This window comes from Nocardioides szechwanensis, from assembly GCF_900103935.1.
Taxonomy (GTDB): Bacteria; Actinomycetota; Actinomycetes; order Propionibacteriales; family Nocardioidaceae; genus Nocardioides; species Nocardioides szechwanensis.
The window spans coordinates 973,636-988,674 of the sequence record NZ_FNIC01000001.1 but is presented as its reverse complement, the minus strand read 5'-3'; the positions used below and the strand labels follow the sequence as shown (position 1 = coordinate 988,674).

15 protein-coding genes are annotated in these 15,039 nt (G+C 72.5%); 5 read left to right on the top strand and 10 right to left on the bottom strand.

All coding sequences use genetic code 11. The features are described 5' to 3' along the window. Positions 1-41 precede the first annotated feature (41 nt). Entirely contained in the window at positions 42-1,226 is a 1,185-nt protein-coding gene (locus tag BLR90_RS04760) for a hypothetical protein (protein ID WP_091022945.1), read from the top strand. Between the two features lie 94 nt (positions 1,227-1,320). On the opposite strand, the gene BLR90_RS04755 is transcribed toward BLR90_RS04760, so the two are convergent. Both BLR90_RS04755 and BLR90_RS04750 read right to left on the bottom strand, forming a co-directional pair. Next, complete coding sequence (locus BLR90_RS04755) at positions 1,321-1,809, bottom strand: cupin domain-containing protein (protein WP_091022943.1); 489 nt, start codon at positions 1,807-1,809, stop codon at positions 1,321-1,323. A gap of 63 nt (positions 1,810-1,872) precedes the next feature. Further along, entirely contained in the window at positions 1,873-2,988 is a 1,116-nt protein-coding gene (locus BLR90_RS04750; RefSeq protein ID WP_091022941.1) for a carboxylate-amine ligase, read from the bottom strand. Between the two features lie 37 nt (positions 2,989-3,025). Between BLR90_RS04750 and BLR90_RS21620 the strand changes: the two genes are divergently transcribed. Then, a complete protein-coding gene (locus BLR90_RS21620; RefSeq protein WP_281245369.1) occupies positions 3,026-4,627 on the top strand; it encodes a phospholipase D family protein in 1,602 nt (533 codons plus the stop codon). 15 nt (positions 4,628-4,642) lie between these two features. On the opposite strand, the gene BLR90_RS04740 is transcribed toward BLR90_RS21620, so the two are convergent. The 4 genes from BLR90_RS04740 to BLR90_RS04725 form a co-directional block, all read right to left on the bottom strand. Next, positions 4,643-5,548 (bottom strand): ferredoxin family protein, encoded by a 906-nt coding sequence (locus BLR90_RS04740; protein ID WP_091022936.1) that lies wholly within the window; start codon positions 5,546-5,548, stop codon positions 4,643-4,645. Then, positions 5,545-6,675, bottom strand: coding sequence for a cupin domain-containing protein (locus tag BLR90_RS04735; protein WP_245715150.1), 1,131 nt, complete (start codon positions 6,673-6,675; stop codon positions 5,545-5,547). Before BLR90_RS04735 ends, BLR90_RS04740 begins: the two co-directional genes overlap by 4 nt. 2 nt (positions 6,676-6,677) lie before the next feature. After that, the gene (locus tag BLR90_RS04730; RefSeq protein WP_091022932.1) at positions 6,678-6,860 is read right to left on the bottom strand and encodes a hypothetical protein; all 183 of its coding nucleotides are present in this window, start codon (positions 6,858-6,860) and stop codon (positions 6,678-6,680) included. Positions 6,861-6,955: 95 nt separating this feature from the next. Next, positions 6,956-9,883 carry a PAS domain-containing hybrid sensor histidine kinase/response regulator gene (locus tag BLR90_RS04725; RefSeq protein WP_091022930.1) on the bottom strand — a complete coding sequence of 976 codons (2,928 nt, stop codon included), beginning with the start codon at positions 9,881-9,883 and terminating at the stop codon, positions 6,956-6,958. A gap of 165 nt (positions 9,884-10,048) precedes the next feature. Here BLR90_RS04725 and BLR90_RS04720 point away from each other — a divergent pair, with 165 nt between their 5' ends. Next, entirely contained in the window at positions 10,049-10,729 is a 681-nt protein-coding gene (locus BLR90_RS04720) for an alpha/beta fold hydrolase (RefSeq protein WP_091022928.1), read from the top strand. A gap of 10 nt (positions 10,730-10,739) precedes the next feature. Further along, positions 10,740-10,919, top strand: a complete 180-nt coding sequence (locus BLR90_RS04715) for a hypothetical protein (protein WP_091022927.1) — start codon at positions 10,740-10,742, stop codon at positions 10,917-10,919. Positions 10,920-10,931: 12 nt separating this feature from the next. On the opposite strand, the gene BLR90_RS04710 is transcribed toward BLR90_RS04715, so the two are convergent. Together BLR90_RS04710 and BLR90_RS04705 are read right to left on the bottom strand one after the other, a co-directional pair. Then, a complete protein-coding gene (locus BLR90_RS04710; RefSeq protein ID WP_091022926.1) occupies positions 10,932-11,636 on the bottom strand; it encodes a hypothetical protein in 705 nt (234 codons plus the stop codon). Beyond that, positions 11,633-12,010 (bottom strand): nuclear transport factor 2 family protein, encoded by a 378-nt coding sequence (locus tag BLR90_RS04705; RefSeq protein WP_091022924.1) that lies wholly within the window; start codon positions 12,008-12,010, stop codon positions 11,633-11,635. The genes BLR90_RS04710 and BLR90_RS04705 overlap by 4 nt, the downstream gene beginning before the upstream one ends. A 231-nt stretch (positions 12,011-12,241) precedes the next feature. Between BLR90_RS04705 and BLR90_RS21220 the strand changes: the two genes are divergently transcribed. Then, positions 12,242-12,622 carry a hypothetical protein gene (locus BLR90_RS21220; RefSeq protein ID WP_218029276.1) on the top strand — a complete coding sequence of 127 codons (381 nt, stop codon included), beginning with the start codon at positions 12,242-12,244 and terminating at the stop codon, positions 12,620-12,622. Here the strand turns inward: BLR90_RS21220 and BLR90_RS04695 are convergent. Continuing rightward, positions 12,619-13,674: an NAD(P)H-dependent amine dehydrogenase family protein gene (locus tag BLR90_RS04695; RefSeq protein ID WP_091022922.1), complete on the bottom strand. Its 1,056-nt coding sequence runs from the start codon at positions 13,672-13,674 to the stop codon at positions 12,619-12,621. The genes BLR90_RS21220 and BLR90_RS04695 overlap by 4 nt on opposite strands. 99 nt (positions 13,675-13,773) lie before the next feature. Next, positions 13,774-15,036 carry a DUF1501 domain-containing protein gene (locus BLR90_RS04690; RefSeq protein ID WP_091022921.1) on the bottom strand — a complete coding sequence of 421 codons (1,263 nt, stop codon included), beginning with the start codon at positions 15,034-15,036 and terminating at the stop codon, positions 13,774-13,776. Positions 15,037-15,039: the final 3 nt, after the last annotated feature.

The following is a 15,039-nucleotide window of genomic DNA, read 5'->3' as shown; positions in this document are numbered from 1 at the left end:
CAGGTCAACAGCCCGATCAGCCCTCCTGAGACGAGAACCTCATGCGCCGCATCACCACCCTCGCCGCCACGGCCGCCCTGCTGGCGCTGCCCGTGCTCGTGCTGTCGACCAACGCGGCGAACGCCGGCAACGACGGCAACGACGGCCAGGTCTGCCTGGGCCTGGACTCCGGCAAGATCGACACGAAGGGCGACCCGCAGACGGTCACCGTCCAGGCTCCTGAGGGCCTCGTGATCACCGGCTACTGCGTCAAGGCCGGCAGCGCGAAGCACGGCGACGGACCTGTGGACGTGAAGCTCGAGGAGAGCGCCACCGTCCTGGTGATCCGGCACCCGTCCGGCAAGGCTGTCTCGCACTACTCGCTCAGCTACGCCAAGGCGACCACGCCGGGCGACGAGGACCCCACCGAGGACCCGACTGAGGACCCGACCGAGGACCCGACCGAGGACCCGACCGAGGACCCGACCGAGGACCCGACCGAGGACCCGACCGAGGACCCGACCGAGGACCCCACCGAGGACCCCACTGAGGACCCTGAGGGCACGGAGAACCCGCCGGCCACCGACGGCAACGGCGGCTTCGACTGGAACTGGAAGTACGCCGCCCCGTCCTGCGACGCGCTCACGGTCGCCTACCCGTCCAACATCCCCGACGGCCAGTCCAACGACGTCAACATCCGGGTCCGCACCGCGGGCGGCGACGTGACCCTGAACTACCACAACAACGACGGCACCTGGTCCGGCACGCGTGGCTTCACCTACAGCCAGCACGCCCAGTGGCCGGCCGGGGTCACGGACTACTCCGTGGTCTGGGTGCAGGTCGGCGGCAGCAACTACCACTTCGGTGAGAGCTTCCACAACGCGCCGATCGAGTCGCCGATCGAGTGCCGGATCAACGCCGACGGCGACCCGGAGACCTACGACGTGCCGCTCGCCGTCACCGACATCGACGGCTTCCGCACCGCCGCCGCCACCGTCACCCGGGGCCGCGCCGTCGCCGCCGACGTGGTCGCGGTCTCGCAGCCCGGCCTGGAGACGCTGACCCTGCAGAAGCTGCGCGGCGGCACCTGGACCAACGTCGCCTCGCAGGCCGTCACCGCCGGCACCACGCGGGTCACGTTCCCGAAGGAGACCCGCAAGGGCACCTTCAGCTACCGCCTGGTGCTGCCCGGCTCCGAGTCGGTCACCGGCGACATCACCCGCGCGTTCTCGGTGCGCGTCCGCTGATACTCGCGGGCCCCCACCGGCGGTGAGGGCCCGCGAGGCACGAAGGGTCGGTCCACGTGAGGGGGGTGGACCGGCCCTCGTGGCGTCTGTGGGGCTAGATGTAGATGTTGTCGTGCTCCTCGAGGAACGCCACCAGCTCCTCGTGGCTCGGCGCCCCCCGGCCCTCGGCCATCTCCACGAGCCCCTCGAAGTACGCCTCACGAGGGGCGCCGGGCGCGAACAGGATCAGCAGCGAGGCCGGCGCGCCGGACTCGTTGCGGAACCCGTGCACCCCGCCCTCGGGCACGTAGGCGAAGTCACCCGGCCCGGACTCGCGCCACGCGCTGCCGTCGTACAGCTGGATGGCGCCGGACAGGACGAAGAACGACTCGCTGATGGTGCGGTGGAAGTGCGGCTGCGCGCCGCCGGGCTCGGCGCCCATGTCCCACCGGTAGAGCCCGAACCGGCCGGCCGTGGTGGCCCCGGTCGCGAGGTAGTGGGCAGCGCCGCCCGGGCGGGGCAGGTCCGGGGGAGTGTCGACGGCCCGGAACCGGGCGGTGACCTCGCCGCCCTCGCCGAGGTAGACCGGTGGTGGGTAGGACATGGCGTGACGCTACTGCCAGTCCGCCCGCCCGTCACCGGCTTTCCGTGGTCGCAACTGGCCGCGTTACTGCCAGGTGAGCTGGGTGCGGCGGACGAGGTCGTCGACGACACCGTCGACGGTGCCGGTGCGTTCGAAGGCGGTGCGTTGGCGCGACGAGCCCTGGCCCTGGAGGACCCGCTCGATGCCGTCGGCCACGAGGTCGGCGTCGCCGTGGTCGACCAGTACGTCGGCGAGGAGCGCGACGGTGTCCCGCAGGACGTCGGCGGCCTTGACGAGGTGGCGATCGAGGGGGTGCATGAGGGTGCCGGCCAGGCCGTAGCGGGCGGCCCGCCAGTGGGCGGCGCGCAGCAGCTCCGAGCGCCAGGGGTCGAGCGCCGCGCCGTCGGCCCAGCGGCGCGCGGAGTGCTCGACCAGCGCCCGCGCGAGCGCCGCGATCAGCACGCCGTCCTCGGGGTCGGTGCACACGTCGGAGACGCGCACCTCCACGGTCGGGTGCTCGACGGCCAGGCGGGCGTCGAAGTAGAGCATCCCGGGGTCCCGGGCGGCGCCGGAGGCGATCAGGGACTCGCACACCTCGCGGTAGCCCTCCACCGAGCCGAACGCCTCGGTCGGTCCGGCGCTCGGCCAGGTGGCCCAGAGCCGGGCGCGCCACGACGCGTACGTCGTGTCGCGGCCGTTGGCGATGGGGGAGTTGGCGCTGATGGCGAGCAGGAGCGGCAGCCAGGGCGCGATCCGGTCGAGCACGGCGACACCCTCCTCGTCGGAGCCGATGGCGACGTGCACGTGCATGCCGCAGGTGCCGCCGGACCGCGCGATCTCCCCGAACGTCTGCACCATGTCCTGGTAGCGGTCGTTGCGGGTCACCTCGGGCTCGGCCAGGCGGGTCGGCGAGACCCCGGTGGCGACGACGGCAAGGCCCACCTCGGCGGCTGCCTCGCCGGCCGTACGACGGGCGGCTCGCAGCTGCGCGAGGGTGTCGGTGAGGTCCGTGGCGGGGTCGGTCCGCGTCTCGAGCTGGTGCCGGAACAGCTCCTGGTCGAGCTCGTCACTGGAGACCCGGGGTGCGGAGCCGTGCTCGCGCAGCTGCTTGAGGACCTGCTGGGAGCGCGGGGAGGCGGCGCGGGTGGCCGGGTCGACGAGGAGCAGCTCCTCCTCGACGCCGACGGTGCGTGGTGTCATGCGTGCCGGTACCCATCGGGCGTGGCATGGTGTCCCGGTGGCGAGCTCGAGGATCCCCCGGCCGCCGGACTGGTTGCTCAGCAAGTCCGAGCGCGGAAACGCCAGTACCCGGCTCGACGCCCAGCACCCCGGTGAGCAGGCGTGGTCGCAGGGCAACCTGGTCCGCCCGCTCGTGCACGGAGCGACGTACTTCGCCGAGCTCTTCGAGCGCCTCGAGGCCACGGTCGAGGGCGACCTGGTGTTCTTCACCGACTGGCAGGGCGACGCCGACGAGCGCCTGACCGGCGAGCCCGGCAGCGAGGTCGCGGAGGTGCTCGGCCGCGCCGACGAGCGCGGCGTCGACGTCCGCGGCCTGGTGTGGCGCTCGCACAGCAACCTGTTCGGCTTCACCGCCGGCGAGAACCTCCGCCTCGGCGAGCACCTACAGAAGCGCGGCGCCGAGGCGCTGCTCGACATGCGGGTGCGCCATGGCGGCTCGCACCACCAGAAGCTGCTGGTCATCCGCCACCGCGACGACCCCACCCGAGACGTGGCGTACGTCGGTGGGATCGACCTGTGCCACTCCCGCCGCGACGACGCCGACCACCACGGCGACCCGCAGGCGCTCGACACCATGGCCGACGAGTACGGCGAGACCCCGCCCTGGCACGACATCCAGGCCGCGATCAGCGGGCCCGCGGTGCACGACGTGGAGACCGTCTTCCGCGAGCGGTGGGAGGACCCCACCCCGCTGAGCCGCAGCCCGTTCTTCTGGGTCCGCGACCGCATCCTCGGCCTGGACCTCAGTCCCGACCCGCTGCCCGAGCAGGCACCGCCTCCGCCGCCGGTCGAAAACGGCACCCACATCGTCCAGCTGCTGCGCACCTACCCCGACCTCCGGCTCAACCGCGACTACCCGTTCGCCCAGGGAGGCGAGCGCAGCGTCGCGCGTGGCTACACCAAGGCGCTGAAGCAGGCGCGGCGGCTGGTCTACATCGAGGACCAGTACCTCTGGGGCCACCACATCGGCAACGCGTTCGTCCAGGCGCTCAAGGAGCACCAGGACCTCCACGTGCTGGCGGTCCTCCCGCTCCACCCGGACCTCGACGGCGCCTCCCGGGTGCCCGAGCTGCTCGGGCGCCGCCGCGCGATGCTGGAGATGATGGAGGTGGCGCCGGACCGCGTTGCGGCGTACGGCATCGAGAACCGGGCGGGCACCCCGATCTACGTGCACGCCAAGTGCTGCCTCATCGACGACACCTGGGCCACGGTCGGCTCCGACAACTTCAACCGCCGGTCCTGGACCCATGACTCGGAGCTGTCCGCGGTTGTCGTCGACACCGACCCCGACGACCCGCACGCCTACGCCCGCAACCTGCGGCTCCGCCTCGCCCGCGAGCACCTCGACCGCGCCGACGACGCCGCGATGGACGACTGCGTCGACCCGGTCGACATGTACGCCGCGTTCGAGCGGAGCGCGGCCACCCTCGACGGCTGGTACGACGGCGGGCAGGTCGGGCCCAAGCCCCAGGGGCGCCTGCGCCGGCTCGAGGCACCCGAGATGGGCCGGATCGCCCGGGGCCTGGCGCTCGTGCCCTACCTGCTCATGCACGACCCCGACGGCCGCCCGCGCTCCCTGCGCCGCGCCGACCGGTTCTGAGTCAGACGATCTGACTCACCGGCGCCGGATGCCGGTCACCTCGTGGTGGGGGACCGGGTTGTCGCGGATCGCCTGGCAGGTCAGCTGCACCAGGTCGTCGCCGAGGGTGGTGTGCACGGTGACCTCCCACTCGGCGGCGGCCACGGCGAAGACCACCACCGTCACGTCGCCGTCGACGGCCCGCGACACCAGGCGCACCGCGTCGTTGCGGGTCTCGGCCAGCTGCCGGCGCAGTGCCAGCTCGGCGGCCTGCACCGGCATCGCGAAGCCCGAGCGGCCGCGCAGGTGGTCGAGGTCGAGCTCGCCGGCGGCGTGGCCGCGAGCGACGCCGAGCGCCGACACGGCGTCCAGCCGCCCGTAGTAGAGGCCGTCAGGCAGGACGAGCGCGTTGCCCGCGAACCGGTCGCCGCCGATGTGGGAGACCTCCCAGGTCTCCTCGGGGTAGGCCCGGGCCAGGGCCGCCGCGACCGGACGGCCGCGCTCGGCGCAGCAGGCGTCGTGGCGGCCGTGGGTGCACACGCACAGCAGGGTGCCGTCGTACGGCGTGAGGCCGGGGGAGCGCCCGGCTCCCAACGCCGCGAGGTCGAGGTCGAGCAATGTGTGGGGGTCGGCGAGCACGGTGCTCTCGAGCCAGGGCCGCGCCGGGTGGGCCCAGGCCGCGAAGACCCGCAGGCCGTCCTGGTGCCGGCGCCGGTCGGGCCGTCGTACGAGCAGAGGACGGACCTTCGCAGCGGCGGCGAGGCGGACCAGCGCCGGCCCCAGCCCGTCGGGGAGCCGCGCGTCGCGCAGCGCGGAGGACCCCCAGGAGCCGGTGTGCTCGACCAGCAGGAACGCGCGCACCGTGGAGGCGGTGCCGGCCAGCGGGTCGTCGCGCAGCGCACTGGCGCCCGCGCACCGGAAGGCCGGGTCGCGGGAGGTCACGACACGATCTCGAGGAGGCCCTCACGCACCAGCCGGCGGCAGAGCACCAGCCGGCTCAGCGGGTCGAGGTGGTCCGCGAGGGCGGCCGGGCACAGCACGCGGCGCGACCGCAGCTCCTCGAGGGCGGGGGCCAGCCAGCCGGGGACGTCGAGCGTCCGGTCGCCCAGCAGTACGTCGATCCGGTCGCCGCGGGCGACCAACACGCACGGGTGGCCGGCGCGGCGGCGCAGGCGGGTGGTGTCGTCGAGGTCGCCGGCGGCGAGCACGTCGCGTAGCCCGCCGGCGAGTCGCGGCGGGCGGGTCGTGAGGAAGCGGCGTACCTCCGTGGTGACCGCGGCGGTGGCGTCGAGGTCGCGGAGCTGGTCGGCCAGGAGTCCGACGCGGCGCTCCAGCTGCTCGGCCAGAGCCGCGGGGTCGTCGAGGTAGCCGGCCGGGAGGTGCTCGTCGGGGACCCCGGCGAGCACGTCGGCCACGGTGCGCTCGACCAGTCCGCGCCAGGTGAGCTGGTTGATCCCGATGGTCACGTGGAGCGACACGGTCTCCTGCGCCCGCGCGGCATGAGGAGTGCCGGTCGGCAGGTACATGGAGAGGCCGGGCTCGAGCAGCACGTCCTCGGCACCGTCGGCGCCATGCACCTCCCAGAGCTTGGAGCCGGCGGTCTGGAAGACGAAGACGTCGTGGGAGTCGGAGTGCACGGCGAAGCCCTGGGCCCCCCGCGGGGTGAGGTAGGCGTTGGCCTGGCACGGATGGCCCAGCTCCAGCTCGAGCTCGGCGACCAGGCGGGTCAGGGGCGGCCAGTAGCGGTGGAGACCCTGGAAGACGATCGTGGCGCCCTCGTCGAACAGCGCGAGCGCCTTGCGGGCGTCGACCAGCCCGGTCAGCGGCTTGCCCGCCAGGGTGGCGCCGCGGGTGTAGGCCGACTCCGGCAGCACGGCGCCGTCACGGGCGACGCGGACCGACGGCGTACGGATCGCCGACGAGGTCAGCAGCGCGTCGGCGTCGTCGAGCGAGAGCAGGTCGACCAACCGCTCGGGATCGGTGCGGTGCAGGTGCACCCGGGACGCCCAGACCTTCGAGACGAAGGTCTGGGCGTCACCGGTGAGCAGGTCGAGCGCGGAGCCGGGCACGGTCAGGACGCGTCGCCGTCCGTGGTGTCCGTGGCGTCGCTGGCGTCGCCGTCGGTGGTGTCGGTCGCGTCGCCGTCGGTGCCGTCGGAGTCGGTGCCGTCGGCATCTCCCGGCGGAGTCGGGTCGCCGGCGGGGGCGGTGGTCATGTCGTCGTCGCCGAGAGGCTCTTCAGGGGTGGTCGTCATTGGTCCTCCTGTGTAGGTGTGGCTGTGCGATCCCTGGTGCGGTACCCGCCGTAGTCGCGGGCCACACGCCCAGTGTGGCGTGTCGGGCCAGGCTCTCAGTTGAGGCGGGCGGGGAGCCAGCGGTTGAGCGCGATGACGAGGTCGTCGGGGTGCACCGGCTTCGGTACGTAGTCGTCCATGCCGGCGGCCAGGCAGCGCTCGCGGTCACCGGCCGTGACGCTGGCCGTCATCGCGATCACCGGAGTGTGCCGGTCGGCGCCCTCGCGTCGGCGGATCTCCGCGGTGGCTTCGTAGCCGTCCATCTCGGGCATCTGGCAGTCCATCAGCACGGCGCCGAAGTCGGTGCGCGCCATCGCGGCCAGGGCCTCGATGCCGTTGGCGGCGACCTCGGTGCTGTAGCCGAGGTGCTCGAGGATGCCCACCGCGACCAGCTGGTTGGTGAAGCTGTCCTCGACGACCAGGATGTGCCCGCGACCACCGAGCGGTGCCGCCGCGGGGGCCGGCACGGGGTCCGGGTGCCGGCTCGCGCTCACGGCATGCTCGAGGGCCGAGGCGAGCCGCGAGAGGTGCACCGGTTTGGTGAGCCGGCCGCGGATCCCGACCCGGGCCGCGTCGTCCGCCGTGACGTCGGCCCCGGAGGTCAGGACCACCATGCCGGGGTGGGGGCCGGGGGACCCGGAGATCCGGCGCGCGAGCTCGAGCCCGTCCATGCCGGGCATGCACAGGTCCAGCACCACGAGGTCGTACGCCGCCTCGTCGTCGCGTGCCTCGGTGAGCCGGCGCAGCGCGGTCGCCCCGTCCTCGACGGCGTCGGGAAGCATGCCCCAGGCGCCGAGCTGGTCGGTGAGGATGAGCCGGTTGGTCTGGTTGTCGTCGACCACGAGGACCCGGAGGCCGGCGAGGTCGCCGGACTGCGGCGCGGGCAGGGCGCTGGGGTCGTGGGCGAGCTCGAGGGGCAGGGTGAACCAGAACGTGCTGCCGCCCCTGGGTTCGCTGCGGACACCGAGCGTGCCGCTCATGGCGTCGACGAGCTGGCGACAGATCGCCAGGCCGAGGCCCGTGCCGCCGTACTTGCGGGTGGTGGTGGAGTCGGCCTGCGAGAACGGCTCGAAGAGCCGCTCCTGGTCCTCGACGGGAATGCCGACTCCGGTGTCGGTGACCTCGAACCTGACCACGACCGAGCCGCTGGAGGCGTCCTCGAGCTGGGCTCGGACGACCACCTCGCCCTCGGCGGTGAACTTGACCGCGTTGGCGGCCAGGTTGAGCAGCACCTGGCGGATCCGGGACGGGTCGCCGCGCAGGTTGGTGGGCAGCTCGGGGGAGCAGTAGGCGAGCAGCTCGAGGTCCTTGGTGCGCGCGGACTCGGCGACCAGCTCCGCGGCCTCCTCCACGACCTGGACGAGGTTGAAGTCGAGGGACTCGAGCTGGAGCTTGCCGGCCTCGACCTTGGAGAAGTCGAGGATGTCGTTGATCAGCGACAGCAGGGACTCGCCCGCGCCGCGCACGCCCTCGGCGTACTGGCGCTGCCGGTCGTCGAGCTCGGTGGTCAGGAGCAGGCCGGTCAGGCCGATGACGCCGTTCATCGGCGTGCGGATCTCGTGGCTCATCGTCGCGAGGAACGCCGACTTGGCGCGCGAGCCGTCGAGCGCGGCGTCGCGGGCCCCGGCGAGCTCCAGCTCGACCTCCTTGCGCGGAGTGATGTCGGCCAGCGACACGATGATGCCCTCGACGTCGGGGTCGTGGAGCAGGTTGACCATGCGCACGCTCACCCAGCGCTGGTCGCCGTCGCCGGGGTCGATCATGGCCTCGGTGGTGAAGGCCTCGCCTGGCGCCGCCATGGCCTGGCCGAACATGGTGGCGAGGGTCTCGGTCTGCTCCGTCGAGAGGTGCCTGGTCCAGTCGACGGTGTTGTTGACGTGGGTGACGCCCAGCAGCGGCGCCAGGTGCGGCGACGAGCGCAGCATCCTGCCCTCGGCGTCGACGACGATGACCGCGTCGGAGCTGTTGTCGGCAAGCCGGGCGTAGTGCCGCCGGCTCTTGCGGGCCAGGGCTCGCGCCCGGCGCTCTGAGCCGAGCAGACGGGACGTGCGCGCGAACGCGAGGAGCAGCAGGATCGCCATGCCAATGACCGACATGTAGGGGCTGATGTCGTTGCCGCGGAGGTCGCTGTAGAGCTCGAGCAGCGGCGGCACCATCAGCGGCACGATCGCGATCCCGAGCTTCCACAGCTCGTGCTCGGTCTCCGCGGCGTCCTTGACCTCGATCTTCGCGCGTGGCGGTCGGCGCCAGGCGGAGAGGCCCATCAGGGTCCCGCCGAGCATCCATCCGAGGTCCAGGACGGCGTACAGCGTGTCCTCCTCGGTGTAGATGAGGTAGCCGACGTCGGACGCCAGCCAGCAGCCGACCCCCAGCACGAAGGGGATGCCGATGGCCTCAAGTGCCCACCGGGTCGCCAGTGCTCGGACGACAAGGGCCAGGAGCACCGCGTCGGCGACCGGGTAGGACGCCCAGACCGCACGCGTGAACCCGGACACACTTTCGTCGGCGACGATGGCACTGATCGAGACGCTCCAGAAGAGCAGCACGCTGACGGTGATGATGGTGAGACCGTCGAGGATCGCGTCGGTGTCGAGGCGCCGGTCGGCCGCGCCGTTGCGGCCGAAGGTGATCACCACGATCGCCGCACCCAGGCCGAGGTAGCTGGCGAAGTAGGCGAGGTCCGCGGCGGACACGTTGGCGTCCGCCCCACTCCAGACGTAGCCCTGCCAGGTGAGGTCGCCGACCGCCGAGGAGGCAAGGCCGGCCGTGATCAGCCCCGGAACCAGCCGGTGGCCCGGCGCCGCCCGCCAGGTGCCCAGGCCGGCGACGAGGACGCCGAACCAGACCCCGACCAGGTAGGTGCCGTCTCCGAACGCGCCGCCCGGGTGCCACGCGTGGACGACCAGCAGCGCCGCGGTCACCACGACGACCGCAGCGAGAGCGGCACGCGGCCATCCAGTGGCCGGGGTCGACGGGCCTTGCATGCTGCACCTCTCGGGGTCCTGGGCGTTACCAGGGGTACGGCGAGCGCGGCTCTGGATACCGCTTGGCCTCCCATCCTGTCAGAGGGACGCCGCAGCGGAGGCGATTGACCGGCGAAATCACCCCTCCGGGGTAGGACCGGACACGTCCCGTCGTACGGTCACCGCGTGTCCCAGAACTTTGCTGTCACCGCCGTCCGGCTGACCGGTGCGCAGCGCCGCGCCGAGCTGCCGCTGCTGGTGCTGGGCCCGCCGCTGGGCTCGGCGGGCACGGCCGCGTGGGCGGCGACCGCCGGGGGACTGACCGACGCGTTCGACGTGGTCGCATGGGACCTGCCGGGGCACGGGCACAACCGGTCGCTTCCGGAGGGGCCGTACACCCTCGCCGAGCTCGCTGCCGCCGTGCTGGAGGTGGTCGACGAGATCCTCCTGCACCGCGACGAGGTGGGTGGCTCGTTCTCCTACGCGGGGATCGGTGTGGGCGGTGCGGTCGGCCTCCAGCTCATGCTCGACGCGCCGGGCCGCGTGCGTGACGCCGTCCTGGTCGACACCGACGCGTGTGCGCCGGATGCGGCGCCGGAAGGAGGCCCGGCCGCGTACGACGTACGTGACCGGCTCGCCGAGGTCGCCGTGCCGGTGCTCACCGCGAGCGGGGCGCAGGACGTGGCCCGCCTGGTGCGCGGTCACGTGCTCGGGGAGGAAGACGTCCCCACCCGGGACGGGCACAGCCGTGCGCTGGGCGCCCTCGAGACCCACCTGCGCGAGGCGCTCGACGGCGGGGTGACCTCGGCGGAGATCGGCGAGCTGCTGCGGCGGCTCGACGGGCCGGGTCCTGGTGGGGCCGAGTAGGTTTCGCCCCATGAGTGAGCCGTCCGCAGAAGAGTCCCGCATCGACACCCGCGCCGAGCTGCTCCCCGAGGAGCTGGAGGCGGGCAGCGACGACCCGCACGCGCAGGCCGAGGCGATCCTCGCGGAGTCCGACGAGCGCACCAACGCCCCCGAGGAGACCCGGCACGACTCGACGCAGACGCCCGACTGACCGGGTTCTCGCTCAGGCGGGCGCGGCGAAGAAGTACGTCGTCACGACGAACCCGGAGTCCGCGAGCAGTGCCGCGGTCGCGGTGTCGGCGGGGTCCTGGGTCACCACCGCCACGGTCGCGCCCCGCCGGGCGGCGGACTGCTGGATGCGGGTGAGGGCGTCGGCCGACTCGACCGAGGTGACGAGCAGGACCGGCCCGCCGGGGTCGTAGACGGGTGGCGCCGGCACCAGCTGTCCGGCGGCTCCGTCGACCGACATCGAGGGGTCCTCGGACACGACGTTGAGACCGGTCGGCGGCTCGAGGTCGCGGTGCCACCACACCTCGGCCGGCTCGAGCCCGAGGTCGAGGGCGGCGTCCATCCGCTCACGCTCGGCAGCCGGTACGACGAACCGGAGCCGCCCCGTGGAGCCGGCCCGCTCCAGCAGGCGGAGCCCCTCGGTCGCCCAGTGCTCCGGCGGGTCGACCACCATGTCGTCGACCACGAGCCGCCCGGCCCGCTCGACCGCGATCAGGTAGCCGTGCTCGGTCCGCAGCGTCAGAGTGTCCTCGTCGGCGACCATGTGCGCCAGGAACGCCCGGTGCCGCTCGGTGGCGTCGGCCGCCGGACGCCAGAAGCGCGGTGCGTGCGTGACCAGCCGCTCACGACGCTGGCGGGTGACCTCGACGACCCAATCGAGGTCGTCGGCGGTGAGGGGCCGGACGTCGGCGGCGCTCACGCCTCGACGACGAGGTCCTGGTCGGACCAGAACGCACGCATGCTCGTGATCAGGCCGTCGTCTCCGAAGGTCATCACCTCGAGCGGCGCCATCCGGTACTTCATGTCACCGGCCTCGGTGACGATCTCGAAGTGGAAGGCCGCGTGGCCGGCGCACGTGCGCAGGGTGACCAGGTTGGTCTTCTTCTTCAGCGCCTCGAAGCTCTCGTAGAAGGCGCGGATCGCGTCGTGACCCACCAGGACGTCACTGCCGACCGGGTCCTCGAGCTTCGCGTCGGGCGCGTAGAGGGCCACGATCTCCGCGGCCGTCCCCCCTGCCACGAGGTCGAGGTAGCGCTGGACCGTCGTACGGATGTCTTCGTTGGAGGCGACCACAGGGCATGTCTATAACAGGTTCTAGTTTCTGTCACGCGGCGCCGCATCCACAGGCTCGTAAGGTCGAGTCATGGACGACCTAGGCGTCTACCGCGCCCTCTCCGATCCCGACGCGGCGACGTCGACCATGACCGCGGAGTCGACCGCGCGCTGAGTCTTGGTGTCTGTGGCGTCGGGGGCCGACTCGGCCGCGCACCACGCAGCCTCGAGGAGGCACTCGCCGAAACCGAGGTGGCGTACGGCGAGCGCGTTGCGCGCCGTCTGCAGCGGTTCGCCGCGGTACCCGACGGGGCCCAGGTCTGGACCCGCGTCCCGGCCGGTCCGTTCCACCGGGGCTGGCTCACCGGCCCCTGGTCGTACGACGGCAGCAGCGAGGCGGCATCCCTCGACCTGGTCAACGTGAGGCCGTGCGCCTGGGACCCCGAACCCTGGGACGAGCACCTCCTGCCCGCTGCCGTCGCCCACGCGTTCCGCCGCGGCGGACGCAACTTCCAGCAGATCCGCGCGGCGACCTACCACCCACCGCCCGGAAAGTACGGAACGTTATCGACCCGGATCGGGCCGGAACAGGTCGATTGCGTTCCGTACTTTCCCGGAGCTGTCCACAGCTAGGCGAGGTCGGGGTGCGCGCGGCCGGCGACGAGCGGCAGGTCGACGTAGGTGCGGACGCCCGGGGGAGCGGCGACGACGTAGGGGACCGAGTTGACGCAGTGCATGGCCGTGACCACGATCCCGGGGTTGCGGACGAGGCCCTCGGCGACGGTGTCGGGCTGCCAGCCCTTGATGGTGACGAAGGTGTCCGGGTCGCCGCGCACCTCGACCTCGAAGCGCTCGCCCTCGGGGCCGAAGTCCCAGGCGGGCTCGAGGTGCTCCTCGCCCATGAGCCAGGTGACGGCGGCGCGTACGACGACCTGGTCGCGCACCACGGCCTCCCACGCGAAGCGCTGCCCGGCGACGCGGCCCTCCTCGATCACGCCGATGGGGGAGTCGATCGGCTGGGTGGCGACCGCGAGGTCGAGGGTGGAGCGGATCTCTGCGTCGGGGGAGAAGCCGAGCACGTCGAGGCACATCCGCACCGAGCGCACGAAGCCGGCCGAGAGCAGCTCCAGCATCGGCCCCGACCGCGCCTCGTCGGGGGTGCCGCCGAAGCACATGACGTGGCGCACGACGTCGGGCGCGTTGTAGGTCCGGATGTCGGAGAACTCCTCACCGCGGACGTAGGTGACCCCCGACGTCAGCGAGGAGAACATCAGCGGATGCAGGTCGGGTACGCCGCCGGGGTTGACGCCGGTGCCGTGCATGCTGACGCCCCCGGCCTGGCAGGCCTCCTCCAGCAGGGCGCGCTGCCGCTCGCCGGGGTAGATCCAGCCCACGGGCGTGACGACGTTCTTGCCCGAGCGCAGCAGGGCGGTCACCTCGCCGGCGTCGCCGACCAACGGCGTGTAGACGACGCAGTCGGCGTCCAGCGCGAGGATCTCCTCGACGTCGGTGGTGGCCAGCACCCCGACCGGTCCGGTCCCGATGATCTCGCCGACGTCGACGCCGTGCTTGGCCTCCGAGTGGACGTAGCAACCCACCAGCTCGAGCTCGGGGTGCAGCAGGATGCCCTCGATCGCCGCCCGCCCCACCCCTCCCGTGGCCCACTGGATGACACGTACGGCCACAAGAATCTCCTTAAGTCGTAAGGGAGTGCGAGCGAAGCGAGTACTCCCAATGGAGGGACGAAGTCACTCCACAACTCCCAATGGACCGACGAAGTCGGTTCACGTCGTCATGAATCCCAGGGGCGACGGGGTGAAGCCCGGGAAGACCGTAGCGGTCGAGGCGCCGAAGCGGGAGGAGACGATCTCGGCGAGGACGCTGCGGTAGTCGGTGGTGACGAGCAGGTCGGCGTCGTCGTCGAGGGTGAGCCCGGGCCAGTTGGCGTAGACCTTGCCGCCCTTGACCCCGGCGCCCGCGACGAGCATCGCGTTGCCGAAACCGTGGTCCAGTCCGTAGTTGGCGTTCTCCACGGTGCGCCGGCCGAACTCGCTGAGCACGACCAGGGTCACCTTGGACGTCTGGGTGCCGAGGTCGGCCATGAAGGCCGCGACCGACCGCGCCAGGTCGTCGGCGTTCTGGCGCATCTGGCCCCAGGCGAGGGTGCCGAGGTCGCTGTGCATGTCCCAGTCGCCCTGGTCGACCGTGAGCACCTCGACGCCGACGTCGCCGCGCACGATCCGCGCGACCGTGGCGAGCGAATGGCCGAGGTCGGTGTCGGGATAGGCGGTGCTGTTGTCGGCCGCGGACTTGACCGGCTGGAAGTCGTTGAGTGCGCCGAACGTCGACCGCATCGCCTTGCCGAGCGGACCGGGGACGGCGTCCCACATGGTGTGCAGCGAGCGCTTGCGACCGTCCTTGACGGCCCACTTGTCGTCACCGGAGATGCGCACGTCCTGGACCGAGCCGGCTGACATCACCGGCTCGTCACCGAACAGCGAGCCGGGTACGACGCCGCCGCCGATGCTGAAGCCCTGCAACGGTGAGGTGCGGGTGTCGGCGCCGATCAGGCGGTTGAGCCAGCCCTGGCGGGTGGTCGACCCGGGGTTGGCGTCCTCGACCTCCTCCATGGCGGCGAAGTGGGAGCGGTTGGGCGCCGGCAGGCCGGTCGCGTGCACCGCCGCCAGCTTGCCGGCGTTCCACAGCGGCAGCAGCGGCTCGAGCTTGGGGTGCAGGCCGAACATCGCGTCGGCGGCCAGCAGCTGGTCCTTGGCGATCGCGATCCGGGGCCGGGCCTGGTAGTAGACCGGGTCGCCGTGCGGGACCACCAGCGACAGACCGTCGGCGGCGCCGCGCAGCGACAGCACCACCAGGACCGAGCTCGCCGACGCGGCCATGGCCGGGGCGGCGGTGACGACGGCGGAGCCGACGATCGTGGTGGCGCCGGCGACGGCGATCGCTCCGGTGAACAGCCCGCGCCGGGAGACGGCGCGGAACTCGTCGCAGCAGGCCGCGTCCGGGCGAGGGGTGGAGGGAGAGGAGGACATCGC